The sequence below is a fragment of the Desulfovibrio desulfuricans genome (assembly GCF_004801255.1).
In the GTDB taxonomy this organism is placed as follows: domain Bacteria; phylum Desulfobacterota; class Desulfovibrionia; order Desulfovibrionales; family Desulfovibrionaceae; genus Desulfovibrio; species Desulfovibrio desulfuricans_C.
The window spans coordinates 133,404-157,520 of the sequence record NZ_CP036295.1 but is presented as its reverse complement, the minus strand read 5'-3'; the positions used below and the strand labels follow the sequence as shown (position 1 = coordinate 157,520).

The 24,117-nt window shown below is 62.1% G+C and carries 19 protein-coding genes; 9 read left to right on the top strand and 10 right to left on the bottom strand.

What is annotated here, in order from left to right:
* Positions 1-14 precede the first annotated feature (14 nt).
* Both DDIC_RS00655 and DDIC_RS00650 read right to left on the bottom strand, forming a co-directional pair.
* Complete coding sequence (locus DDIC_RS00655) at positions 15-1,694, bottom strand: AMP-binding protein (RefSeq protein WP_136398659.1); 1,680 nt, start codon at positions 1,692-1,694, stop codon at positions 15-17.
* A 77-nt stretch (positions 1,695-1,771) separates the two neighbouring features.
* Positions 1,772-2,341 carry a helix-turn-helix domain-containing protein gene (locus DDIC_RS00650; RefSeq protein ID WP_136398658.1) on the bottom strand — a complete coding sequence of 190 codons (570 nt, stop codon included), beginning with the start codon at positions 2,339-2,341 and terminating at the stop codon, positions 1,772-1,774.
* A 175-nt stretch (positions 2,342-2,516) separates the two neighbouring features.
* Between DDIC_RS00650 and DDIC_RS00645 the strand changes: the two genes are divergently transcribed.
* On the top strand, positions 2,517-5,054 hold the full coding sequence (locus DDIC_RS00645) for a carbamoyltransferase HypF (protein WP_136398657.1): 2,538 nt from the start codon (positions 2,517-2,519) through the stop codon (positions 5,052-5,054).
* A gap of 152 nt (positions 5,055-5,206) precedes the next feature.
* Here DDIC_RS00645 and DDIC_RS00640 read toward each other — a convergent pair whose 3' ends face one another.
* Complete coding sequence (locus DDIC_RS00640) at positions 5,207-6,598, bottom strand: RsmB/NOP family class I SAM-dependent RNA methyltransferase (protein ID WP_136398656.1); 1,392 nt, start codon at positions 6,596-6,598, stop codon at positions 5,207-5,209.
* Between the two features lie 233 nt (positions 6,599-6,831).
* On the opposite strand from DDIC_RS00640, the gene DDIC_RS00635 reads away from it, so the two are divergent.
* From DDIC_RS00635 to purE, 3 genes are all read left to right on the top strand, one after another.
* Complete coding sequence (locus DDIC_RS00635; protein ID WP_136398655.1) at positions 6,832-8,511, top strand: FG-GAP repeat domain-containing protein; 1,680 nt, start codon at positions 6,832-6,834, stop codon at positions 8,509-8,511.
* A 368-nt stretch (positions 8,512-8,879) separates the two neighbouring features.
* Positions 8,880-10,166: a phosphoribosylamine--glycine ligase gene (purD, locus tag DDIC_RS00630; protein ID WP_136398654.1), complete on the top strand. Its 1,287-nt coding sequence runs from the start codon at positions 8,880-8,882 to the stop codon at positions 10,164-10,166.
* A 58-nt stretch (positions 10,167-10,224) separates the two neighbouring features.
* On the top strand, positions 10,225-10,722 hold the full coding sequence (purE, locus tag DDIC_RS00625) for a 5-(carboxyamino)imidazole ribonucleotide mutase (protein WP_136398653.1): 498 nt from the start codon (positions 10,225-10,227) through the stop codon (positions 10,720-10,722).
* Between the two features lie 143 nt (positions 10,723-10,865).
* On the opposite strand, the gene DDIC_RS00620 is transcribed toward purE, so the two are convergent.
* The 6 genes from DDIC_RS00620 to DDIC_RS00595 form a co-directional block, all read right to left on the bottom strand.
* Positions 10,866-12,461: a histidine kinase N-terminal 7TM domain-containing diguanylate cyclase gene (locus DDIC_RS00620; protein ID WP_136398652.1), complete on the bottom strand. Its 1,596-nt coding sequence runs from the start codon at positions 12,459-12,461 to the stop codon at positions 10,866-10,868.
* Between the two features lie 256 nt (positions 12,462-12,717).
* Entirely contained in the window at positions 12,718-13,926 is a 1,209-nt protein-coding gene (locus DDIC_RS00615) for a saccharopine dehydrogenase family protein (RefSeq protein ID WP_136398651.1), read from the bottom strand.
* Between the two features lie 255 nt (positions 13,927-14,181).
* Positions 14,182-15,549: a histone deacetylase family protein gene (locus DDIC_RS00610; protein ID WP_247647507.1), complete on the bottom strand. Its 1,368-nt coding sequence runs from the start codon at positions 15,547-15,549 to the stop codon at positions 14,182-14,184.
* Positions 15,539-15,880: a hypothetical protein gene (locus tag DDIC_RS00605; protein WP_136398650.1), complete on the bottom strand. Its 342-nt coding sequence runs from the start codon at positions 15,878-15,880 to the stop codon at positions 15,539-15,541. The genes DDIC_RS00610 and DDIC_RS00605 overlap by 11 nt, the downstream gene beginning before the upstream one ends.
* 91 nt (positions 15,881-15,971) lie before the next feature.
* Positions 15,972-16,625, bottom strand: a complete 654-nt coding sequence (tmk, locus tag DDIC_RS00600) for a dTMP kinase (protein ID WP_136398649.1) — start codon at positions 16,623-16,625, stop codon at positions 15,972-15,974.
* On the bottom strand, positions 16,601-17,632 hold the full coding sequence (locus DDIC_RS00595) for a 3'-5' exoribonuclease YhaM family protein (RefSeq protein WP_136398648.1): 1,032 nt from the start codon (positions 17,630-17,632) through the stop codon (positions 16,601-16,603). Before DDIC_RS00595 ends, tmk begins: the two co-directional genes overlap by 25 nt.
* Positions 17,633-17,789: 157 nt before the next feature.
* On the opposite strand from DDIC_RS00595, the gene surE reads away from it, so the two are divergent.
* From surE to DDIC_RS00575, 4 genes are all read left to right on the top strand, one after another.
* Positions 17,790-18,551 carry a 5'/3'-nucleotidase SurE gene (gene surE / locus DDIC_RS00590; RefSeq protein WP_136398647.1) on the top strand — a complete coding sequence of 254 codons (762 nt, stop codon included), beginning with the start codon at positions 17,790-17,792 and terminating at the stop codon, positions 18,549-18,551.
* A 291-nt stretch (positions 18,552-18,842) separates the two neighbouring features.
* Entirely contained in the window at positions 18,843-19,769 is a 927-nt protein-coding gene (fba, locus tag DDIC_RS00585; RefSeq protein WP_136398646.1) for a class II fructose-1,6-bisphosphate aldolase, read from the top strand.
* A 27-nt stretch (positions 19,770-19,796) separates the two neighbouring features.
* Positions 19,797-20,798, top strand: coding sequence for a type I glyceraldehyde-3-phosphate dehydrogenase (gap, locus tag DDIC_RS00580; RefSeq protein ID WP_136398645.1), 1,002 nt, complete (start codon positions 19,797-19,799; stop codon positions 20,796-20,798).
* Between the two features lie 393 nt (positions 20,799-21,191).
* Entirely contained in the window at positions 21,192-22,076 is an 885-nt protein-coding gene (locus DDIC_RS00575) for a flagellin (RefSeq protein WP_136398644.1), read from the top strand.
* A gap of 222 nt (positions 22,077-22,298) precedes the next feature.
* Here the strand turns inward: DDIC_RS00575 and DDIC_RS00570 are convergent, their stop codons facing one another.
* On the bottom strand, positions 22,299-22,829 hold the full coding sequence (locus DDIC_RS00570) for an Hsp20/alpha crystallin family protein (protein WP_136398643.1): 531 nt from the start codon (positions 22,827-22,829) through the stop codon (positions 22,299-22,301).
* 380 nt (positions 22,830-23,209) lie between these two features.
* Between DDIC_RS00570 and DDIC_RS00565 the strand changes: the two genes are divergently transcribed.
* The gene (locus tag DDIC_RS00565; RefSeq protein ID WP_136398642.1) at positions 23,210-24,097 is read left to right on the top strand and encodes a flagellin; all 888 of its coding nucleotides are present in this window, start codon (positions 23,210-23,212) and stop codon (positions 24,095-24,097) included.
* The last annotated feature ends 20 nt before the right edge of the window (positions 24,098-24,117 follow it).

Genomic DNA, 24,117 nt, shown 5'->3' with positions numbered 1-24,117 from the left:
CGCGGCCGTCAGACTCAGCGCTCCATGGCTTCGGGCCAGCGTTCGGCCGCCATCTCGCGCAACTTGAATTTTTGAATCTTGCCGCTGGCCGTAAGAGGAAAGCCCGTAACCGTAGTAATATATTTGGGAATTTTGAACCACGAAACCTTGCCGCGACAATAATCGCGCACGTCTTCGGGCAAAATTTCCACACCGGGCCGGGGGATGATAAACGCGCCCACTTCCTCGCCGTATTTGCGGCTGGGCACGGCCACCACCTGCACGTCCAGAATGCCCGGCATACCCAGCAAAAATTCCTCTACCTCGCGCGGGTAGACGTTTTCGCCGCCACGGATAATCATGTCCTTGATGCGGCCCGTGACGCGCAGGTAGCCGTTTTCATCCATGACGCCAAGGTCGCCAGAATGCAGCCAGCCTTCGGGGCTGATGGTCTTGGCCGTGTCCTCGGGCATGTTGTAGTAGCCCTTCATCACGTTGTAGCCCCGACAAAGAATCTCGCCCACCTCGCCGCGCGGCAGCTCCTCGCAGGTTTCGGGGTCGCCCACGCGCACCTCAATGCCGGGCATGGCGCAGCCCACGGTTTCACAGCGCAACGGCAGCGGATCGTGGATGTCAGACTGGGTCATAACCGGCGAGCCTTCGGTAAGGCCGTAGCAGATGGTTATTTCGGTCATGTTCATGTCTTCCACCACGCGGCGCATGAGCGGCTCGGGGCAGACCGAACCCGCCATGATGCCCGTGCGCATGTGCGAGAGGTCAAACCGCTTGAACAGCGGATGCTCCAGCTCGGCCAGAAACATGGTGGGCACGCCGTACACGGCCGTGCAGCGCTCGCTGTCCAGCGCGGCCAACACCTTGAGGGCGTTGAACGACTCAAGGATAACCATGGTTGCGCCGTTGTTTACCGCAGCGGAAACACCCAGCACGCAGCCAAAGCAATGGAACAGCGGCACCGGCAGGCACACGCGGTCGTCGGGGCCGAAATTCTGATGGCGACCGATCCAGTACCCGTTCAGGCCCACGCCCACGTGGGTCAGCATGACCCCGCGCGGAAAGCCCGTTGTGCCCGAGGTGTACTGCATGTTGATGACGTCCCACGGGTCAAGCTGGGCCTGACGGGCCGCGTACTCCGCATCGTCCACCATGACGGAAAGCGCAAGAATTTCTGGCACGGAATACATGCCCCTGTGTTTTTCGGCGCCCAAAAAGCACACCCGCTTGAGGTGCGGCAGGCTTTTGCACACCAGATGGTCGCGCGACTGTATGCGCAGCTCGGGGGCAATGCGATACAGGGTGTCGAGATAGTCGTGGTCGCGCACGCTGTCGATAAGAAAAATATTTTCGCACTCAGAATGCGTAAGCAGGTAGCGCAACTCGTGCTCGCGATAGTTGGTGTTTACCGTAATGAGCACCGCGCCGATTTTGGCTGTGGCAAACTGCAGGGCCACCCAGTACGGCACGTTGGTGGCCCATACGGCGACCTTTTCGCCTTTTTGCACGCCAAGGGCCATCAGCCCCTTGGCAAAGTCGTCCACCAGCGCGCCAAACTCTTTCCAGGTCTGGCGGTAGTTGCGGTCTGGGTAAACAAGGGCCTCATTGTCGGGGATACGCGCCACCGTGTTGTCGAGCACCTGCCCCAACGTCCACTCACGCAGTTCAAACTGCGCCTGACGCTCACGAACTTTTTCTTCCATGCATCCTCCCAAAGACGTGCTGCGGCGGCGGCGCCGCGTGTGGGCTGTTTTGCGGCCTGAAGGGCATTGCGCGCGCCTTAAGGATTGTATGTCACGGCCAGAAATTCCACGGGTTCGTCGCCCGCCGCCCCCACATAGTGGGGCACAATGGAATTGTAGTAGATGGTCTCGCCCGGTTTGAGCACGCGTGTTTCGCGCCCATAGACCACAAGCAGCTCGCCCTTGAGCACGCAAATAAATTCCTCGCCCTGATGCGAGGTGGTTTTGCGCTCGCCGTTGTCGGGGTAAATGCGGATGTGGAACGGCTCCATGTTGCGGTCGTGCTTGCCCTTGGCCAGCGCGTGGTAGGTGTAGCTGGGACGGGGCACGCGGCCTGTGTGCAAAGCTTCATCGGCCTCGGCCTCGTCGCTGATGCGGCTCATCACGGGATCGCGCGAATACTGGTCGTCCAAAAACGTGCCCAGGCGCACGCCGAGGGCGCGGGCCACCTTTTGCAGGGGGCCGATGCAGGGGTAAATCGCGTCTGATTCCAGCTTTTCAAGATAGTCTTCCGCAAGGCCCGTATTTTGGGAAAGAGTATGCAGATCCACTTCACGCTCTTCGCGGAATCCACGGATGCGGGAACCGATGGTACGCACGGGGGGCATAGACGCTCCTGATTACCGGATATGCCGGGTTGGATGCCGCACTGGCGGGATGACCTTGGCGGCATGCAACCTTCAAAATACCGAAAACCCCGTACCCTCGCAAGCATGCATGCGCCGCGACGCAACGGGGCCGCTCCCTGCTGACACCTTTTGCTCTTTGCTGTATGTACATGGCATGAGTAACAAACTGACGGTCAGAAGAGCCTTTGTGGCCTCCGGGCAGGTGCAGGGCGTGGGTTTTCGCCCCTTTGTCTACCGGCTTGCCGCCGAGGGCGGGCTCACGGGCACGGTGGGCAATACATCCGAAGGCGTGCGCATGGAGCTGCAGGGCACGGAGGACGAGGTGCGGCGCTTTGGCAGCCGCCTGCGCGCCGAGCTGCCCCCGCTGGCCCGTCTGACGGGCGTGGTGGAGCACGACCTGCAACCGGTTGAAGGCGAACGGAATTTTCGCATTGTCTCCAGCTCTGGCGAGGCCGGGCACAGCGTGCTTGTGAGCCCCGACATGAGCGTCTGCGCCGACTGCCTGGCCGACATGCACGACCCGGCCAACCCCCGCTATCAGTACGCCTTTACCAACTGCACCAACTGCGGGCCGCGCTACACCATTACGCGGTCCATCCCTTACGACCGCGCCGTCACGTCCATGAGCTGCTTTCCCCTTTGCCCGCAGTGCGCCGCAGAGTACGCCAACCCGGCGGACAGGCGCTTTCACGCCCAGCCCGTGGCCTGCCCGGCCTGCGGCCCGCGCCTGTGGTTTGTGGACGCGAAGGCAGCCCGCGAGGGATGCACCGCCCCCACCGCCAAAAATATGAACGATGCACTTGGAAGGGCCGCGCAAACCCTGCTCCAGGGGGGGATTCTGGCGCTCAAGGGGCTGGGGGGCTTTCAGCTGGCCTGCGACGCCCGTAACGCCCAGAGTTTGCGGGAGCTGCGCCTGCGCAAGACACGCCCGCACAAGCCCCTGGCCCTGATGGTGGGCGATCTGTCCACGGCCCGCGCCCTCTGCGCCCTCACGCCAGAGCACGAGGCCCTGCTGCAAAGCCCGGAAAAGCCCGTGGTGCTCTGCCCGCGCCGGGAGCAGAACCAGTCGCCAAAGGGCGCGCCCGGCGGGCCCGCCGATACCGCATGGCTGCCGCCAGAGGTCGCGCCCGATACGGGCAAGGTGGGCCTCATGCTGCCCTACACGCCGCTGCACGCCGTACTTTTTGACCGGCTGACCGCGCTCGCGCCCCTGCCCCCGGTGCTGGTCATGACCTCGGCCAATGCGGGCGGCGAGCCCATCTGCCTTGGCAACCGCGAAGCCCTGAACCGTCTGGAGCATCTGGCCGACGCATGGCTGTTGCACGACCGCGATATTCTGGTGCGCGTGGACGACAGCGTGGTAACCCTGCAGCCGCGCCTGCCTGCTGTGGCAGACGTTGCGACAGGCACTGCTGCAGAGCCCACGGGCAGAGCTGCTGGCGCGGGCCTGCTTTCTGAACCGCTGTTTTACCGGCGCGCGCGCGGCTATGTGCCGCGACCGGTTTTTTTGCCAGAGGCGGAACAGCACGCCCCCTGCGTGCTGGGAACAGGAGCGGAGCTCAAGGCCACCATCTGCCTGACGCGCGGGCGCGAGGCCTTTGTGGGCCAGCACATCGGCGATCTGGAAAACCCCGCCACGCTGGCTTTTTATGAGGAGGTGGCCGCCCACCTTGAAAGCCTGCTGCAAGTGCGCCCCGAGGCACTGGTGTGCGACGCGCATCCCGATTTTCTTTCCACCCGCTATGCCGAGGCCCGCGCCCGGCGCGAAGGCCTGCCCCTGTGGCGCTTGCAGCACCACGCCGCCCACGCCGCCGCTGTATTGGCCGAAAACAGCCACTATGGCCCGGCCCTGGCCCTCTGCCTTGACGGCACGGGCCTTGGCGACGACGGCACGGTCTGGGGCGGGGAGCTGCTGCTTATGGAGCTTGATCGGCCGCACTGGCAACGGCTGGGCCGCCTTGCCCCCTTTGCCCTGCCGGGCGGCGACGCGGCGGTGCGCCAACCCTGGCGCATTGCGTTGGCCCTGCACGCCATGTGCCGGCAGGCGGAGATTCCCCTTCCCCAGCTGCCCGCACCCTGGCTGCCGGAACAGGCGCAGGCCGCTGCCGCCGTGCAGGAGATGCTGCGGCGCAACATCAACTGCCCGGCCACGTCCAGCTGCGGGCGGCTCTTTGACGCCGTGGCCGCCCAACTGGGGCTGTGCCTGAACACAAGTTACGAGGGGCAGGCGGCCATCCGGCTTGAAGATGCCGCCAGCCGGACGGCGGAACCCATACGGGCGGCGCTGGAAGGCCGGGCGCGCGACAGGGTTGCGGCCCAGCTGATCTGGCCTGTGGGCATTGCCAGCAGGCAGGGGCTGCTTGAGCTGGACAGCGCGGGCCTGTTTGCCCAGACGGTTCAGGCTCAGGCGCAGGGCATGGATACCGGCGAAATCGCCGCGCGTTTCCACCTGAGCCTTGCGCGAGCGCTGGCGGCCATGGCTGGCCGCGCCGCACGCAAGGCTGGCGTGCACTCGGTAGGGTTGACCGGCGGGGTGATGCAAAACGCCACGCTGGCGCGGCTGTTGCCGCTGGCGCTGGCCGAGCAGGGGCTCATTGCCCTCGTTCACCACGAGCTGCCGCCCGGCGACGGGGGGCTTTCGCTCGGGCAGTCGGCGTGGGGCCTCAGGATGCTGGCCGCAGGCAAAGACTGACCACCACGGCGCAGTCTTGCGGCGCGGTTTCAGCGGCACATTTGGGGGCACGTTCGGGGACAGGTGCAGCACGGGGATGTGCGGCCCAGACGGACGCAAGAGAAAAAATACACGGCAGGGCCGCAGGATTGCCCCGCAGCCCTGCCGCAGAGTTATTTAAAGCTGGCTACGGCCCTGCCCTGCTTGAGCACCACGCGCCCCAGCGGCATGTCCCGCCACCACAGCGCGGCTTCGCGCCCGGCAAGGCCCGTCTGGCGGCTCTGACCGCACAGCAGGGCCGTAATGTCGGCCACGTCGTCCAGCACCAGGCTGGCGGCCCCGGCATTGCGCGGCATGAGCAGGCGCAGCCTCGGCGCAGCATCCAGAACTCCGCCGCAAAGCTTGCCAAGCAGCGCTCCCTGCCACACGCACCCGGCGGGGACAAGCCCTTTAGCGTGAGGCGGCACAAAGCGCACATGTTCGCCATACAGCACGGCCTGCCCCGGCGGCAGCAAGGCGGGATCGCACGTTGCGCAGGCCAGGCTTTGCGCTGGCAGGACGCTGCCAAGGGGGCGCTCGGACTGCCGCGCCGCAGGGCCGCCGCCACAGTTGCGCCCGCCGCGCATTGCGCCGCGTCTGTCAAACTGCTGCTCCAGCCGGGGCTGCGCGTACATGTCGGGCGCTTGCGTCGCGGCGCTTGCCGCCGGTACGGCGCTGCCCTCAAAATTTACATCCCCGGCGGGCTGACCCGGCTTGCGCAGCAGGGCCACATAAAACCCCTGGGCCTGCGAGCGCGCGCCGTCCACGCGCAGCGTCCCCTCGCCGCCGGGCAACTCCTCCCACACAAAACCGGCAAAGGGCTCAAGATGCACCCGCTCAAGCCCCAGCTCCTGCTCGGCAAAGCGCACCTGCGCTTCGTTTTCGTCCACGTTGGTCGTGCAGGTGGAATACACGAGCCGACCGCCGGGCCCAAGCAACGAGGCCGCATGGCGCAACAGCCGCCGCTGCAGGCCCGTAAGACTGTCAAGTTTGTCGCCCTGCCAGAGTTTGAGCACCTGGGGGTGTTTTTCCGCTGTTCCCCAGCCGGAGCATGGAGGGTCAAGCAGGATGTTTTGCCACGAGCCGGGCCGCAGTGGCAGCGCGTCGCCGCTGTAGGAGCACGTGCCCGCCTGAATGAGATTAAGCTGATGCAGATTGGCCCGCAGGGTGCCAAGGCGCGTGGGCGACGGCTCGTTGCCGAGCACAAAACCCGTGGGCCCCACCAGCTGGGCCAGAAAACCCGTTTTGCTGCCGGGGCTGGCGCACATGTCCAGCGCGGCGCTGCCCGTGGCCGGGGCAAGGGCAAGGGGCGGCAGCATGGACGAACGGTCCTGAATATAAATGTAGCCGAAAAAAGCCGCCAGTGAACCGCCAAGGGGGCGAGGCTCGTCCACCAGACGGCGGCAGAGCGGCGAAAAAGGCTCCGGCTCAAATTCATACCCCTGCGCGCGCAACAGGGCCTCCACGGCGGGTATCTGTTCCGGGGCGCACACCAGACGAAAAGAACGCGAAAGAATCTTGGGCATGCGGCATAGTATGGGCAGCGCGTCCTTCCCGCAAGGAATTTATGCCTATTTATGCCCGCGCGCCTGCGCGGAGGGGGCCTTGCGTATTGCGTGGCGCGGCAAGTGTGCGTATAGTGCGCGGGTGCGGGCGTGCCGGGCTGCGGTTTTTTGACCGCGTGAACCGGCTGGTCGCCACAGCGGCCCGGGTGGCCGTACTTTACCGGGTATTTGCGTGAATACTCAAGGAGAATGGAATGAAATTCGCCATGCGACTGACTTTTTCGGTCTGCCTGCTGCTCGTGGCCGTTGCTGCGGGCGCCGTCAGCGCCGCAGCAAAAAGCGCTGTGGTATTGCCGTTTACGGTCAATGCCCCCCAGAGCTACGCCTATCTTTCCAAGGCCGTACCGGCCACCATACAGGGCCGTCTTGACCGGCCCGGCATGCTCGAAGCCCGCGCCGGACAGGCCAAGGCCTCCAGTCAGGCAGAAGCCCAGCAGGCGCTGCGCTCCTCCGGGGCGGACAACGCCATCTGGGGTTCTGTAAACGTCATGGGCAACGAATGCACGGTTGTTGTCAACAGCGTCGACAAGTCCGGTCAGACCTGGAGCAAGTCCGCCCAGGGCCCGGTGAGCGAGCTGACCAACAGCGTGCAGAACCTGACCGCAGCCATGAGCCAGGAAGTTTTTGGCATGTCAGGCGCAGTGCGCACCCCCGGTTCCACCGCCTCCTCCTCGCCGCGCGGCGCCACGGCCAACAGCGACATCGTTACCAACGAAACCGGCCAGCAAAAGGTCTACCTGAACCCGCAGTTCCGCTATCAGGGCGCTGGCGCTGAAGACGGTTCGCGCCTGCGCACCCAGCGCTTGCCCTACAACATGGTCGATATGGCCGTGGGCGACTTTAACGGCGACGGCAAAAACGAAGTCGCCATTCTGAGCGACCACGACCTGCGCATCTACTCCTGGCCCGCCAACGGACAGCTCAAGCTGCTGGCCGAGACGACCGTCTCGCGCTCCAACAACAACTTCTCCATGCGCGCCATCGACCTCAACCGCGACCGCTGCATGGCCCTGGTGATCACCACCACGGAAGACACGTCCAACCGCCCCTACTCGTACATTTACAGTTTCAAGGGCAACAAGCTCACGACCATTGCCGAGCGTATTCCCTATTTTGTGAGCGTCATGCGCGTGCCCCCCACCTACGCCCCCACCCTTGTGGGCCAGGCCTGGGACTCGCTCAAGCTCTTTGCCCCCGGCGTGCGCATCATGACCAAGCAGGACGGCAAGTATACGATGGGCACCCGCATTGACCTGCCCACGGGCGCTACCGTTTTTAACTGCGTATGGCTGCCCGGCGGCAAAAGCGGCAAGGGCGAGCAGCTCGTCATGCTGACCGACGACGAGCGCATCAAGCTCTTCCAGGGCATGAGCAACAACCTTGTGCATACCACCATGGAGCGCTACTCCGGCTCCGCCACCGGCATGGACCACTACAAGGGCATGCCCGGCCTTGGCATTGACAAAAACTATCAGCTGCCCAGCAAGTATTACGCCCCCATGCGTCTTATCGCCGCCGACATCGGCAACACCGGCGACTATACGCTGATCGTCAACAAGCCCATTTCTACTGCTGCGCAGTTCTTTGACCGCTACCGCTTCTTCCCGCAGGGTGAAGTTCACGCCCTGTACTGGGACGGCGTGGGCCTCGGCCTCAAGTGGAAGACCCGCCGCATCCGTGGCTCCGTGGCCGAAGTTGACCTCGGCGACGTGAACAACAACGGCATCCTTGACCTTGTTGTGGGCCTCAACACCTCGCCTGATCTTGGCATTGGCAGCCGCCAGTGCATGATCACCGCCTATCCCCTGGACGTTTCGGCCACCAACCCCAACGTGCCTGCGGACCTGAGCGACTTTGAAGTAAGCCCCAACTAGCGGGGTATGCGGCCCCTCGCCAGCGCGGGGGGCCGTTTTTATCTGCTGCGGACGCAGCGCGATTTGAGCTGTCGGCCAGGCCGCAGCTCAGGCAATAGCCAACCATCAAAGCGGCAAAACCCATCCGGGTTTTGCCGCTCCAGACTGATGACAAACTCCGCTTCGCGGGGTTTGCGCCGCCCTCGTCGGCCAGGCCGCCGGGCGGGAAGGCACGGAAATCAGTCGCTTGCGGCGCGGCACAGCCGCAGCCTGCTCCTGATTTCCGGTCGTGTTGACAGTATCAACACTCTCAAGCGGCAAAACCCATCCAGGTTTTGCCGCTCTTACAACCTTGGCAATCAAACGGACAACAGTTTTTGGAGTAAAGCATGCGCATCCTTGTGATCGGCTCTGGCGGCCGCGAACACGCCCTGGTCTGGAAAATTTTGCAAAGCCCTGAAGTGCGCGCCGTGTTTGTGGCGCCCGGCAACGGCGGCACCAGCAGCGAGGGGGCCGTAAACGTGCCCATCGCTGTGGACGACCTGGACGGCCTGCTGGCTTTTGCCCGCAAGGAGCATATCGACCTCGTCATTCCCGGTCCGGAGCTGCCCCTGACGCTTGGCGTGGTCGACCGCATGCGCGAGGCGGGCATTCCCAGCTTTGGGCCCGACGCCTACGGCGCGCGGCTTGAGGGCAGCAAGGCCTTTGCCAAGGAAATCATGAACCGCGCCAACGTGCCCACCGCCCACTGCGCGGTGTTCAGCGATGCGCAGGCGGCGCGCGACCACATCAACAAGGTGGGCGCGCCTCTGGTTATCAAGGCCGACGGCCTTGCGGCGGGCAAGGGCGTGATCATCGCCCAGACCCTACGTGAAGCGCTGGACGCCATCGACGAAATCATGACCCAGCGCGCCTTTGGCGATGCGGGCAATCTGGTGGTGGTTGAGGAATGCCTGGTGGGCGAAGAGGCCTCCTTTCTCTGCGTGTGCGACGGCGTGCGCGCCGTGCCCCTGCCCTCTGCCCAGGATCACAAGCGCGTCTTTGACAACGACGAAGGCCCCAACACGGGCGGCATGGGCGCATACAGCCCGGCCCCGGTGCTGCCCGACAGCATGCTGGAAGAAATGGCCGACCTCACCGTGCGGCCCATCCTGCGCGAGCTGGCCCTGGACGGCCACCCCTTTGTGGGCGTGCTGTACGCCGGGCTGATGATGACCGCCCAGGGCCCCAAGGTGCTGGAGTACAACGTGCGCTTTGGCGACCCCGAATGCCAGCCCCTGCTCATGCGCCTTGACGGCGACCTGCCCGCCATCATGATGGCCGCCGTGCGCGGCAAGCTTGACCCCGCAAGCCTCGGCCAGACCAGCCAGACCGCATTGGGCGTGGTGATAACGGCCAAGGGCTACCCCGGCTCGTACGCCAAGGGCCTGCCTATCGAAGGTATTGAAGACGCCGACAGCGTGCCCGGAGTCAAGGTTTTTCACAGTGGAACCGCCATCAAGGACGGCTCGCTCGTGTCCAACGGCGGGCGCGTGCTGTGCGTCACCGCTCTGGGCGACAGCCTGGCCGAAGCCAAAAAGACCGCCTATGCCGGTGTTGCCAAAGTTCGCATGCAGGGCGGGTTTAACCGTACCGACATTGGCGAAAAGGGCATCCGCCGTCTTGCAGGTAAATAACGATTTTTTTGTTCAAGCGTATCCGGCGCGCAGCGCCGCATGAGAGGAAGGAAGCACTATGCCGCAAGTGGTCATCCTGATGGGTTCAAAGTCGGATGAGGAAAAGGTCAGCCCATGCGTCGACGTTCTTAAAAGCCTGGGTGTGAGCTTTTTTATTACCGTAAGCTCCGCTCACCGCACCCCCGACCGCACCGAAGAACTGGTGCGCCGCCACGAGGCCGAGGGCGCGCGCGTGTTTATCTGCGCCGCCGGCATGGCCGCGCATCTGGCGGGGGCTGTGGCTGCCCGCACCACGCGCCCGGTCATTGGCATCCCCGTTTCCAGCGCCGCGCTGTGCGGCATGGACGCGCTGTTTGCCACGGTGCAGATGCCTCCTGGCTTCCCGGTCGCCACTGTTGCCACCGACAAGGCCGGGGCCCGCAACGCAGCATGGCTGGCCGCACAGATTCTGGCCGTGTCCGACCCCGAACTCAACGAACGCATCGCCGAGGCCCGCGTCAAGATGCGCGAAGACGTCGAAAAAGCCGGGGACGAAATAAGCCGCAAGTACGCATAAACCCGGCAGGTGCATTGCTCATGAAACAGATTTCTTCTGTATTCTGGTGACCATTATTCTGTAGGCCGTAAAAAACCGGCGTCATGCCGGGCTGCACTGCGGCGGACTGCCGCCCGAATTGCCCCGCGCCTGCGGGGCAATTTTTATGGCTGCGCATCCCCCGGCACGCCGTAGGCAAGGCTTGTAGAGCGCACCTTGTTGCGGCCATCCTGCTTTGCCTGGTACAGGGCTGTATCCGCCGCCAAGATAAGGGCGTCGCAAAGCTGCAGGTTGGACATGCCCTGCGCAGCGCCGGGCGCAAAGGCAACCTCCGCAACGCCGATGCTGATCGTCACCATGACGGCAACGCCGCCAAAGCGGGTTTCCGCAGCCGCAGCCGCCTGCCGCAGCCGCTCGGCCGCCGCCACGGCTTCCGCCTGCCCCATGCCTGGCAAAAGTATGGAAAACTCCTCTCCTCCATAGCGCCCCAGCATGGCCCCCGCGCCCAGCACCTGCCGGAGCACGCGGGTAATGCCGCACAGCACGTTGTCGCCCGCCATATGGCCGTAGCTGTCGTTAACCAGTTTGAAGTGGTCAATATCAAGCAGCATAAAGCTCAGACGGCCGCCGGCCTGCCTGCAGCGCTCAACCTCGTGCTGCAGCGCATCCATAAAATACCAGCGGCTGAACACCTGCGTCAGCGCGTCCCGTGAGGCGATGCGCTGCATTTTTTCGAGCATCTCCTTACCCTCGGTGACGTCGTACAGGGAGATGATCAGGCCGGAATTATGCCCCGAAGCGGCCACCCTGGCGCAGGAAACCTTGTAAAAGCGCATGCCGCCGCCCACCGGCAAGGATATCTCCGCCGCCTCCTCTTGCACCAGCCCGTCGATGTCAAACGTCGTTTCTGCAGGAAACACGGCCCTCACATGCCGCCCTACCGCGTCGTCCGACAAGGCGGGCAGTATGGAAACCGCGCTGTCATTAAAGTCCACCACCCGCTGCCTGTCGTCGAGCACGATAACGCTGGCGCTCATGGTTTTAAAAACCTTGTCGCGCGCAATGGGCACAAGGTCGAACATGCGCAGGCGCGACATGGCAAACCCACTCAGGGGCAGCGCCGCCGAGAGAAAAAAAGGTTCGATGTCAATGCCGTACGGGGCAAGGCCCAGGGTCTGCAGCAGATTGCCTGTCCAGATGCAAAACGCCCCGATAAAGATGGTCTTGGCCTGACGCTTGCGGTAGCCCGAGGCCTTGCCGTAAGCCACGGCAAACAGGCCAAGACCGGCAAAGGCAAGAAGCATCTTGTAAATAAAATCAATATAATACCACCAGCCCTTTTGTGTCGCGGCAACGGGAAAGGGGCCGCTGTCGTCCACGGCAAAGGTCTTGTAATGAACGTGGTGGTACCCGTTGGTATAGAGCATGACAACGGTTATTACCGGAATCACGAACAGCAGGGCCAGCAGGGTTTTGCTCTTTATGGCGTGGTTGTTGTAATAAATGGCAAAAACAAACCAGAGCACCGGTATGAACGGCGCGCCGAGATACTCTATTTTTAAGGAGAGATAGATGGTTTCGGGGGTGGTTGACGAAAGCTCGAATATATAGCCGACAGAATATATGAAAATTGCCATGAACAAAAACATAAATGCCGCATACCCGTTCGACCGGGCTATCCGCGACGAATAGCTCAGGGCATACAGCATTCCGGCACAGGAGATGCTTAGAAAAAAAATAAGAATTGTTTTTGCAATCATCCGGCATACCTTGCCATACGCACGTTGCGTCGTACCCGCCGCGTAAGCCGCCGAGGGACTTTGGCATTCATTTGGGACGTGCCGCTACGCGGGGTTGCGGAGAGCTTGCCGCAATCCCGTGCGGATTCGTATGACCAATAAATTAGCGGTATCCCCAATGCCTGACAAGCAGCGACGCCGGGGTCGCCAGCAATAAAATTCCGGCGCCTGCCTGGGCAGACGCCGGAATTTCGCAATAAGCAAACCAGTACGCTGGCTATATCTTGCCGGTCACATCCAGGCACTGCCACGGCAGGCCGTAGACGTTGAGATCCTTCATGAAGGGATCGGGGTCAAACTGCTCCATATTCCACACGCCGGGCTTGCGCCACAGTCCCTGAGCCACCATCTTGGCGCCTATCATGGCGGGCACGCCCGTGGTGTACGAAATGGCCTGCGAGCCAACCTCTGCGTAGCATTCTTCGTGGTCGCAGATGTTGTACACGTAGACCGTCTTTTCCTTGCCGTCCTTGAGGCCGCGCATGAGGTCGCCGATGCAGGTCTTGCCCTTGGTCAGGGGGCCGAGGGAGGCCGGGTCGGGCAGCAGTTTGGCAAGAAACTGGATGGGCACGATGTCCTGCCCCTGAAACTTCACGGGGTCGATGCGGGTCATGCCGACGTTGCCGAGCACCTTGAGGTGGTTGAGGTAGTTCTCGGAAAACGTCATCCAGAAACGCGCGCGACGGATGCCCTTGAGGTTGTTTACCAGCGATTCCAGCTCCTCGTGATACATGAGAAAGCACTTTTTGGAGCCAATGCCGCTGGGGAAGTCAAAGTTCATGGACCAGGAAAGCGGATCAGTTTCGACCCACTCGCCGCGCTCCCAGTAACGTCCGCGCGCCGTTACCTCGCGGATATTGATTTCGGGGTTGAAGTTGGTGGCAAAGGGCTGGCCGTGGTCGCCCGCATTGCAGTCGATGATGTCGAGCACGTGTACCTCGTCCAGCTGGTGCTTGAGCACCCAGGCCGCGTACACGTTGGTGACGCCGGGGTCAAAACCCGACCCGAGCAGGGCCGTAAGCCCGGCCTCGCGGAAGCGCTCGTCGTAGGCCCACTGCCACTTGTATTCAAACTTGGCGGTATCCAGCGGCTCGTAGTTGGCCGTATCCACATAGTGCACGCCGCATTCAAGGCAGGCGTCCATGATGTGCAGGTCCTGATACGGCAGGGCCACGTTGCACACCACGTCAGGCTTGACCTGACGGATGAGGGAGCAGAGCTCGGGCACGTTGTCCGCGTCCACCTGAGCGGTGGCCACTTCAACGTCAAGACGCGTCCTGACGCTTTGCGCAATGGCATCGCAGCGGGCAATGGTGCGGCTGGCGAGCGTCACCTTTGAAAATCCGCCTTCCTTGAGCACCTGCGCGCACTTGTGCACCACAACGCTGCCTACGCCGCCCGCGCCAATAATCAGAATATGAGACATGTTCCTTCTCCGTGATGGAAGAGGTCCTATACCACTGCACGGCATGGCCGCGCCGCCATTTTCATACGATGCGCCTGCGAGCGCCGATTGCCTGCGGCGACGTCGGCGATTAACAGATGAACGCCTCTGCCCGCACCGGCAACCATACTGCCCGAGCGGCGTGACAAGCCTGTTACGCCGCGCGCGGAACCGGCCTTATGGCCCGTAAAAGTTCCGGCGTCAACAGGTCGCGGCATAAAAACTGTCCGCTCCTGCTCATTCCCCAGCTTTTTGCGTCTCGCCAGGGTCTGCGGCGTCGCCGTCCAGCACGCGCACATGCGCGTACCGCCCGCTTTTGTGTGCCTGCGCGGCAAGCTCTCGGCCTTCTGCCCGGCACTGCGGGCAGGCATGGCGCGGCACCAGCAGACACAGCGAACGCGGCACCCGCTCCGAGGCCGTCTCGATGCGTCCAAGGCCGGAGCACTGACCGCACAGCCGCCAAGCTTCTGTCTGCCCCTCGCGCAGCATGTCCGTATCATAAAAGATATGCTTGCGGCGCACCCACCAGCCGTCTTCTTCCGCGCCCTCCGAGGGTCGCGCCGGGGGATGAAAATATACGTCCCTGACCTGCGGGCACAGATGGGCGATGTATTCACCCACCTGCGGGTGCTGGCGCGTGGATTGCGGCGTCCAGCCCGGCTCGCGGATTTCCGAGGCGTCCATGCCAGCCAGCGCAAGGCAGATGCCCAGATTCACGTAGGGCAGCGCCCCGCGTATGGAATACCCGCCCTCAAGCACCGCTATGTTGGGCTGCAGGGCGGCATTGAGCGCCGCATAGCCCTGGGCCGAAAGCTTCATGTTGGCCAGGGGGTCGGTAAAGTGGTTGTCCTGCCCAGCGGAGTTGATGATCAGGTCGGGCTTGAAATCTTCCAGAATGGGCAGCACCGCATGTTCAATGGCGTACAGATACCCCTCGTCCGAGGTGCCGGGCGGCAGGGGGATATTGACGGTGCGCCCCAGCGCGCCGGGGCCGCCGCATTCCGGCAGAAAACCCGAACCGGGGTACAGGGTGTGCCCGTCCTGATGCAGCGAAATAAACAGCGTGTGCGGGTCGTTCCAGAAAATATCCTGGCTGCCGTCGCCGTGGTGCACGTCCGTATCCACGATGGCGATGCGCAGGGGGCGGCCATCGGGACGCGGATAGTGGTCGCGGATATACTCCACCATGACGGCTTCGTTATTGATATTGCAAAAGCCCCGGTTGCCGTGCACCACGCGCATGGCGTGGTGGCCCGGAGGCCGCACCAGGGCAAAGGCCCGCTGCTCGCGCCCTTCAAACACCAGCTGGGCGGCGCGGATGGCCCCCCCCGCCGAAGCCAGGTGCGAATCGGTGCTCACCGCCGCTGCCGAAGGCAGGCAGAAATGCGCGCGCTCAAGCTGGGCATATGTGGCAAAAGCCGGGCGGTATTCCGTAATGCCGGGGATGTCGAACAGGCCTTCTTCAAGCAGCTGGTCGCGTGTGTAGAGCAGGCGCTCTTCCCGTTCCGGATGGGTCTCGGAAATGGCCCAGTCAAAGGCGGGAAAAAACACCACGCCCAGTCTGCGGCCCGCCGCCAGGGGGGCCAGAGCGGTATCAGCCATCATCTTCTGACAGTTCTTCAAATATGTCCGCGCCATAACGGGCGTACGTCACCATGCGGCCCATGTGCGCAAGGCCCATGCCGTAGGTCAGGTTGGTATCCGCCACGGCCATAAACAGCACGCCCTCGGTGTCGTGCATGACAAAAAAGCCGCCCGGGCCTTCCTCTTTGCGAAAGATGGCGCAGTGCAGCAGGGCGGGGTCGCCGATGAGATTGATCAGGGTATAGCCCTTGGGCGGCTGCCCGGGCAGATAGGCCAGATCTTTGCCGCCATCCTTGCGGGGTGCAAAGCGCAGGGCCGAGCCTTCCAGTTCAAGCGTATAGCATTCGTACATAAGTTCTCCTTGGCGGCGCGCATACCGCGCCAAAACCCGCATGGCAGGCGCGGCACTGATGGGGCCGCATGCCCCGCCCGCGCCGCAAATATTATTCCAGCCCCCTGCCCCGCTGCCGCAAATGCGACTCGATGGCCGAACGGCATTGCAGAACCACGTCTTCCGGCGGCTGCGAGGCGTCGACGATGGCAAAGCGATCGGGTTCTTCCTCGGCCAGCGCCCGGAACCCCTGACGCACCCGCTCGTGAAAATCGAGACTTTCGGCGTCAAAACGCCCCTCTGAAACCACCATCCCCTCCTGCCTGTTGCGCTCGCCGGCGCGCATAAGCCCGCAGCGCACGGGCAGATCAAGCAACAGGGTGAGCTCCGGCTGCAGGCCGCCTGTGGCCGCCTGGTTGAGCCTGCTCAGGTACTCTGTATCCAGGCCGCGTCCATAGCCCTGATAGGCCAGTGTGGAATCGGTATATCGGTCGCACAGCACCGTCTGCCCCGATTCCAGCGCGGGACGGACAATCTCCGCCACATGCTGCGCCCGGTCCGCAAGAAACAGAAACAGCTCCGCCCGGCTTGAAAGCTCGCGCGTGCGGGCGTCAAGCAGGATGGAACGCAGGCTGCGCCCAAGTGCGCAACCGCCCGGCTCGCGCGTGCACAGGGGGTCGAGCCCGTTTTCCTGCAAAAAACCCGCAAGATAGTTGATGGCCGTGGACTTGCCCGCGCCTTCTATACCTTCAAAAGTGATAAACATTCTTCTTTCACCGCTTTTTTGCGGGTTGCGGGGGCGGCGTTGTCCGGCGTACGCGCGGCCCGGTGCACGGGTCGCCCCAGCGTAGCCTGCCACGGGGTCCAGGCCTCTCCGTCGCCCTCTATCTGGGCAAACAGACCTCGGCACTGGGCCATCTTGGCGTCCAGGTTGTCGGCATAGTGCAGGGCCATGGCTTCAGGAGTATGCGGCACGCGCACCGCGCCGAACTCCAGCTCGCCATGGTGGCTCAATATCAGGTGTTTGAGATGCCGCTGCAGCGGCTCCTCCAGCCCCGATTTAGCCAGAAACGGCTCCAGCATTTCAATGCCCAGCATGAGATGCCCCAGCAGGCGGCCCTCATCGGTGTAATCGTTGGCGATGCCGCCAGAAAATTCGCGGATCTTGCCCATGTCGTGGAACAGGGCCCCCGCAAGAAACGTCTGTCTGTCCAGCTCCGGATAATGATCGGCAATGCGGCGGCAAAGCTTGAAGACGCTCAGCGTGTGCTCAAGCAGGCCGCCCACATACGCATGGTGCACGCCCTTGGCTGCAGGGCAGACCCGAAAGGCCGCGCGCAGCTCGTCGTTGTTAAAAAAGCCTTGCACAAACTTGCGCCACGGCGGGTAGACAAATTCTTTCTTGATGAGATCAAGCAGTTCATCAAGCATTTCATCCAGCGGAAAGGGACTGGCAGGCATAAGGGCCGCATGGTCCACCGATGCGCATTCTTCTTCAGTAAGCATGCGCATCTGCTCTACCGTGAGCTGCACCTGATCGCGGTACAGGCCAGCGCGCCCCTCTGCCCACACCAGCGTGCCTGCGGCCAGTTCGCTGAACTCCGCGCTCAGGGGGTGCCATATCTTGGCTTCAAGGCTGCCGCTTGCGTCAGCAAGCGTAAGCCGCCAGTATGGCCCGTTGCGCGACTGCCCTTGCGCCGCCTGGGTAATCACGAAGATGCCGCGCGCCTCCGAGGCGGGGGCAATATCTTTGACGTAACAGCCTTTTTCCATATATCGTTCCAGCGGCGCGCCTTTGCGCCGGGCATATGCTTTTTGCTTCGCGGGCATGGCCCATGCGGCCAGGCTTCCTGAAATGGCAGGGCCGCTCCAAACACTGAAAACACGCGGGCCTTAGGGCGAATTTCCCTTCTTTCCGAGGTATTGTCAAATGGACGTTCTTTTGACCAACGACGACGGCATCCGCGCGCGCGGCCTGCGCGCGCTGTACGCAGCCCTGCTTGAGGCGGGGCATACTGTGCATGTTGTGGCGCCCATGAGCCAGCAGTCTGGCGTGGGGCACTCGCTGACCGTATTTGAGCCCGTACGGGCCATGGAATTTGAAGAACCCGACTTCAAGGGCCTAGGTATCTACGGCACACCCACCGACTGCGTCAAACTGGCCCTTGGGCAGCTTTTGCCCAAAAAGCCCGACATGGTCATATCTGGCATCAACGCGGGCCCCAACGTTGGCCCGGACATCCTCTATTCCGGCACGGTGGGCGCGGCCACGGAGGCCGCGCACGAAAACCTGCCGAGCATCGCCGTCTCGCACGACTGCTGCAAGGTAAAAAACGGCGACCTGCTGCCGCAGGCCCGGCACCTGATCGCCCTGGCCGAACGCATCGACTGGTCGCGGCTGGGCCGCCGCAGGGTGATCAACGTCAACTATCCCGCCTGCCCGCTGGACGACGTCAAAGGCCTGCGCGTCTGCCCCCAGACCAGCGCGGTGTGGGTAAACACCTACACGGAGCGCCTCGATCCGCGCGGCGCGCCCTACTGGTGGCTGGAAGGCGAAATTCCCCAGAAATCCATAGAGCCCGATTCGGACAAAGACCTGCTCAACCGGGGATACATAACCCTGACCCCGCTGCGTTTTGACTTTACCGATGCCGAGGGCTTGCAGGCGCTGGAGGGCATGCGGCTGGGCTAGCCCCGCCGTTGCGGCGCAAACCTGGGGCGATGGCCACAACTCGCCGAAAAAATAGACAAACGGCAAAGGCCCCTTGACGCTGCCGCCCCTTGTACGCTACAGCCGCGCACGGACATATGCGCATGCGCGGCCCGGCCGGTGCAGGGCACAGCCGGGGCAGCGGAAAGTCAGCCTCTTTGTCGGGCTGCAGGCATTCCCCTTTGCGGCAAATTGGTATATGTTCATACTTGTCATTTTCGGATGACAACTGTGTTTTTACCGTCCTCAATGCCAGACCCTCTGGAGGAAACCATGCCTCTTATCAATCCCAAAGAAATGTTCGCTGCCGCCCATGCGGGCGGGTATGCCATTGGCGCTTTCAACGTCAACAACATGGAGATCATACAGGGCATCATGAGCGCGGCCTCCGAGGAAAAATCGCCTGTCATCCTTCAGGTTTCTTCGGGCGCGCGCAAATATGCCGGCCAGATATACATCATGAAGCTGGTGGAAGCAGCCCTGGCGCTCGACCCCTCCATCCCCGTCGTGGTGCACCTCGACCACGGCCCCAGCTTTGAAATGTGCCGCGACTGCATCGACGGCGGCTTTACCTCGGTAATGATCGACGGCTCGCACCTGCCGTTTGAAGAAAACATCGCCCTGACCAAACAGGTTGTGGACTACGCCCACCCGCGCGGCGTGTGGGTTGAAGCCGAACTGGGCAAGCTTGCGGGCATTGAAGAACATGTGCAGTCCGCCGAGCACGTGTACACCGACCCCGACGAAGCTGTGGAATTTGTCAGCCGCACCGGCTGCGACTCGCTGGCCGTCGCCATCGGCACGAGCCACGGCGCGTACAAGTTCAAGGGCGAAGCCAAGCTTGATTTTGACCGTCTGGCCCGCATTGGCGACAAGCTGCCGGGCTACCCCCTGGTGCTGCACGGCGCATCCAGCGTGCCGCAGGAATTTGTGAGCCAGTGCAACCAGTTTGGCGGTCAGGTGGGCGGAGCCAGGGGCGTGCCCGAAGACATGCTGCGCAGGGCCGCAGGCATGAGCGTGTGCAAAATCAATGTGGATACGGACATCCGCCTGGCTGTCACCGCCTCCATCCGTCAGTACCTTGCCGAACACCCCGATCAGTTTGACCCGCGCGCCTACCTGACCCCCGCGCGCGACGCCGTCAAAAACATGGTGGCCCACAAGATCCGCAATGTCATGGGATCTTCAAATAAAGCCTAATCACTACCGCCCCAAGGAGCGCGAATCATGCCCGTGAAAGTTGGAATGAACGGCTTTGGCCGCATCGGCCGCTATCTGCTGCGTCTTATGGCCGACAATCAAGACATTCAGATCGCCGCCATCAACGCCCGCGCGGACAATGCCGCGCTGGCCTATCTTTTCAAGTATGATTCCACCTACGGAACCTTTCAGGGCACGGTTGATCACGATGAAGACGGCATCATCGTCAATGGCCGCCACATCGCCGTTACCCGCTGCAAGGCGGGCGAATGGGAATGGGAACGCCTGGGCGTAACCCTGGCCGTGGAAACCACCGGCACCATCAAGGACAGGGAAGGTCTCGCCCAGCACCTGGCCTGCGGCGCCAAAAAAGTCGTTATCTCCGCACCCGGCAAGGATGTGGACGCCATGATCGTTATGGGCGTCAACCACGCCACCTACGACGGCGCGCAGCACAACATCATCTCGGCCGCCTCCTGCACCACCAACTGTCTGGCCCCTGCGGTCAAGGTGCTGCACGAGACCTTTGGCTTTCGCCACGGGCTCATGACCACCATCCACTCCTACACCATGAGCCAGCGCATTCTGGACGGCACCCATAAAGACTGGCGTCGCGGCCGTGCCGCCGCCGTGTCCATGGTGCCCTCGAGCACCGGCGCCGCCAAGGCCGTGGAGCAGGTCATGCCGGAGCTGGCAGGCAGGCTCAACGGCATGTCGGTGCGCGTGCCCACCTTTGACTGCTCGCTGGTGGACCTGACCTGCGAAGTGGAAAAAACCTGTGACGCCGCCGCCGTCAACGCGGCCTTGCAGGCCGCCAGCCAGGGCGTCCTGACCGACAACATGGGCTTTTCCGAAGAACCGCTGGTGTCCATAGACTACAAGGGCAGCACCTACGGCGGCGTGGTCGACGCGCTTTCCACCCAGGTGCTCGACGGCACCATGGTCAAGCTGCTTATCTGGTACGACAACGAATCCGGCTTCACCAACCAGCTGCTGCGGCTGCTGCTCATGGTGGGCAAGGACTGCTAACGGCTCGCATGCCCCGCGCATGCAGGCTCTGCCCCAGGCAGAAGCCGACACTGTCGCTATGCGGCGGGCGTTTGCAACGCCCGCCGCTTTTTTTCCCGGCCTTCGCGGACAACCACGGAAGCCTTGCCCGCCCCGACGGGCAACCCGGCAAAATATGCTCGCGCGGGGCAGTGCGGAAAAATTTTCCTCTTTTCCTCCAGCTCGTTTTGGGCGTATCTGCCAAAAATTGGCGCTACAAGCCAGTTTTTGGCTATTATGCCCGCACGTCAAAAGTGCCACAGCCCCCTAATACTTTTTGCGCCCGCGCCGATTAAGTTGACAAAAGGCGGTAGCACGCAAGGACGCGTCGGCATTTCGCGCCGCCTGGGACGTACAGCATTCATGGAGGAATGTATGTATATCAATCACAATAGCATGGCCTCTCAAGTGGCCAACAACCTGACCCAGCATTACAGCGACCTGCAAACCTCAACCTCGCGACTCTCCTCGGGTCTGCGCATCAACTCCGCAGCGGACGATGCCGCCGGTCTGGCCATTCGCGAACTTATGCGTACCGATATCGCCGCCCTGCAGCAGGGCGTGCGTAACGCCAACGATGCTATCTCCCTCATTCAGACCGCCGACGGCGCCCTGGGCATCATCGACGAAAAGCTGACCCGTATGAAGGAACTGGCAGAACAGGCCGCCACCGGTACGTACGACTCCACCCAGCGTCTGATGATCGAGTCGGAGTATCAGGCCATGGCTTCGGAAATTACCCGAATCGCCAATGCCACGGACTACAACGGCATCCACCTGCTGGACGGCAACCTGTCAAGCGACACGCACGACGGCAGCAAGATGTCGGCCACCGGCAAGCTGAAGGTTCACTTTGGCACGGCCAACGATTCGGCGGAAGACTATTACTACATCCAGATCGGCACGAGCACCGCCTCGGCTCTGGGCGTGGGCAACCAGGCTACCGGCACGGACGGCATCACCGTTTCCACGCAGGAAGCGGCGCAAAAGGCCCTGGTGGCCATCACCAATGCCGTGGTTTCCAAGGACAAGATTCGGGCAAGCCTGGGCGCGCTGCAAAACCGGCTGGAGAACACCATCTCCAACCTGAGCACCCAGACCGAAAACCTGCAGGCGGCGGAATCGCGCATTTCGGACGTGGACGTTGCCACGGAAATGACGAAGTTCGTCCGCAATCAGATTCTCACCCAGTCTGCCGTGGCCATGCTTTCGCAGGCCAACAGCATGCCCAGGATGGCCATGACGCTGATTTCTGGCTAGCGGTAAAACCAGGTGGTGGAGGGCAACAGCCCGTAACTGGCCGCGAGACTGGGGAGAGTTTTAAGGCCGCAACCAACCAGATTTACAAAAAGCCGAACCGCTCGCGGTTCGGCTTTTTTTGTTTGACGCATACCTGCAAAAAAAGGCAAGGAGCGCGCCAACGCTCCCTGCCCCTCAAACCCTGCGGCCAGCACACTGCTTACGCAGTGCTGGCCGCAAGCATCATTCCCGCACGATATCTATCTTTTTGGACATTGACTCGGCCAGAGCCTTACGGGGAACCGTCACGCTGAGCACCCCGTTTTTATATGCGGCTGTTATGGCCTCTACGTCCGCGTCGTCCGGCAAGGTCAGCATACGCTGAAACGAGCCAAACACCCTCTCGCGGATGTATTGATCGGTATTTTTCTCTTCTGTTTCTCGCTGTTTTTCGCCAGAGATCACAAGCTCCTTGTCCTGAACGGCCACGTTGACCTTGTCCGCTTCCACACCCGGCAATTCTATGCGCAGCAGATAGGCCGCGTCGTCGCTTGTCATATCCAGCCGGGGCGTCAAGGGTTGCTCGCGGCCATCGCTGTTTGCGGGCAGCAAGCGGCCGCTCTCGCCCCACGGCGAGACCATCCCGTTGAACAAACCCTGAAAAATTCTGTCAATTTCATCACGCAAGGGCATACCCGAAGGGCTGTTTACACAAAATGCGGCATCGCGAGGCGCAAACCAGCGACCGGGCAGCATACGAAGATTATTGCTCATAGCAAACCTCCTGTGTAAATCTTTATATCCTGTAGATAATCATATCGTTATTGCTGTCAATACCCTGTGCATAACCCATGTGGGCAGCTGATTGCCATTAGCCTGACAGTATCTTGACGCCCCTGATGAAATTTTCTGGCATGAATCCTGCTGTAAACGCAGTGCAGGTTTTCAGGCAAATATTGCCTCTCTGAAGCCACGAATCAGATTGGCAAAAGCGCCTGTCGTTTTAAGGCTACAGTCTGGGTCGGCATAGCTGACCGCAGGCCGGTTTTGATAAACTTTTTCCCCGCATTTGCGGGATGAACGGCGGCAGTCCGCATGGAAGCGGGCGCGCGCAGTGCGCCGCCGGGCAGACAGAACATTCATGGAGGAATGTCATGTATATCAATCACAATGCAATGGCTTCTAATGTTGCCAATAACCTGACCAAGCATTACGGCGACCTGCAGACTTCGACTCAACGTCTGTCCACAGGCCTGCGCGTCAACTCCGCGGCGGACGATGCCGCTGGCCTCGCCATCCGCGAATTGATGCGTACCGACATCACTGCTCTGCAGCAGGGTGTGCGTAATGCCAACGACGCCATTTCCCTCATCCAGACAGCTGACGGCGCCCTCGGCGTCATCGACGAAAAGCTGACCCGTATGAAGGAACTGGCCGAACAGGCTGCCACCGGCACGTACGATTCCACCCAGCGTCTGATGATCGAGTCGGAGTACCAGGCCATGGCTTCGGAAATTACCCGAATCGCCAATGCCACGGACTTCAACGGAATCCACCTGCTGGACGGCAATCTGTCAAGTGACACGCACGACGGCAGCAAGATGACCTCCACGGGCAAGATGAAGGTCCACTTTGGCTCTGCCAACGACTCGGCGGAAGACTATTACTACATCCAGATCGGCACGAGCACCGCCTCGGCTCTGGGCGTAGGCGATCAGGCTGACTCCACGTCCGACGGCAAGACCATCTCGACCCAGGAGGCGGCGCAGAAGGCTCTCGTTGCCATTACCAATGCCGTGGTTTCCAAGGACAAGATCCGGGCGCACCTGGGTGCCTTGCAAAACAGGCTGGAAAACACCGTTTCCAACCTTACAACCCAGGCTGAAAACTTGCAGGCGGCAGAATCCCGCATTTCCGACGTGGACGTGGCCACGGAAATGACGAAGTTCGTCCGCAACCAAATCCTCACCCAGTCGTCTGTTGCCATGCTCTCGCAGGCCAACAGCATGCCCAAGATGGCCATGAACCTGATCCAGGGTTAATACTGGTTGAGGGCGTGCTC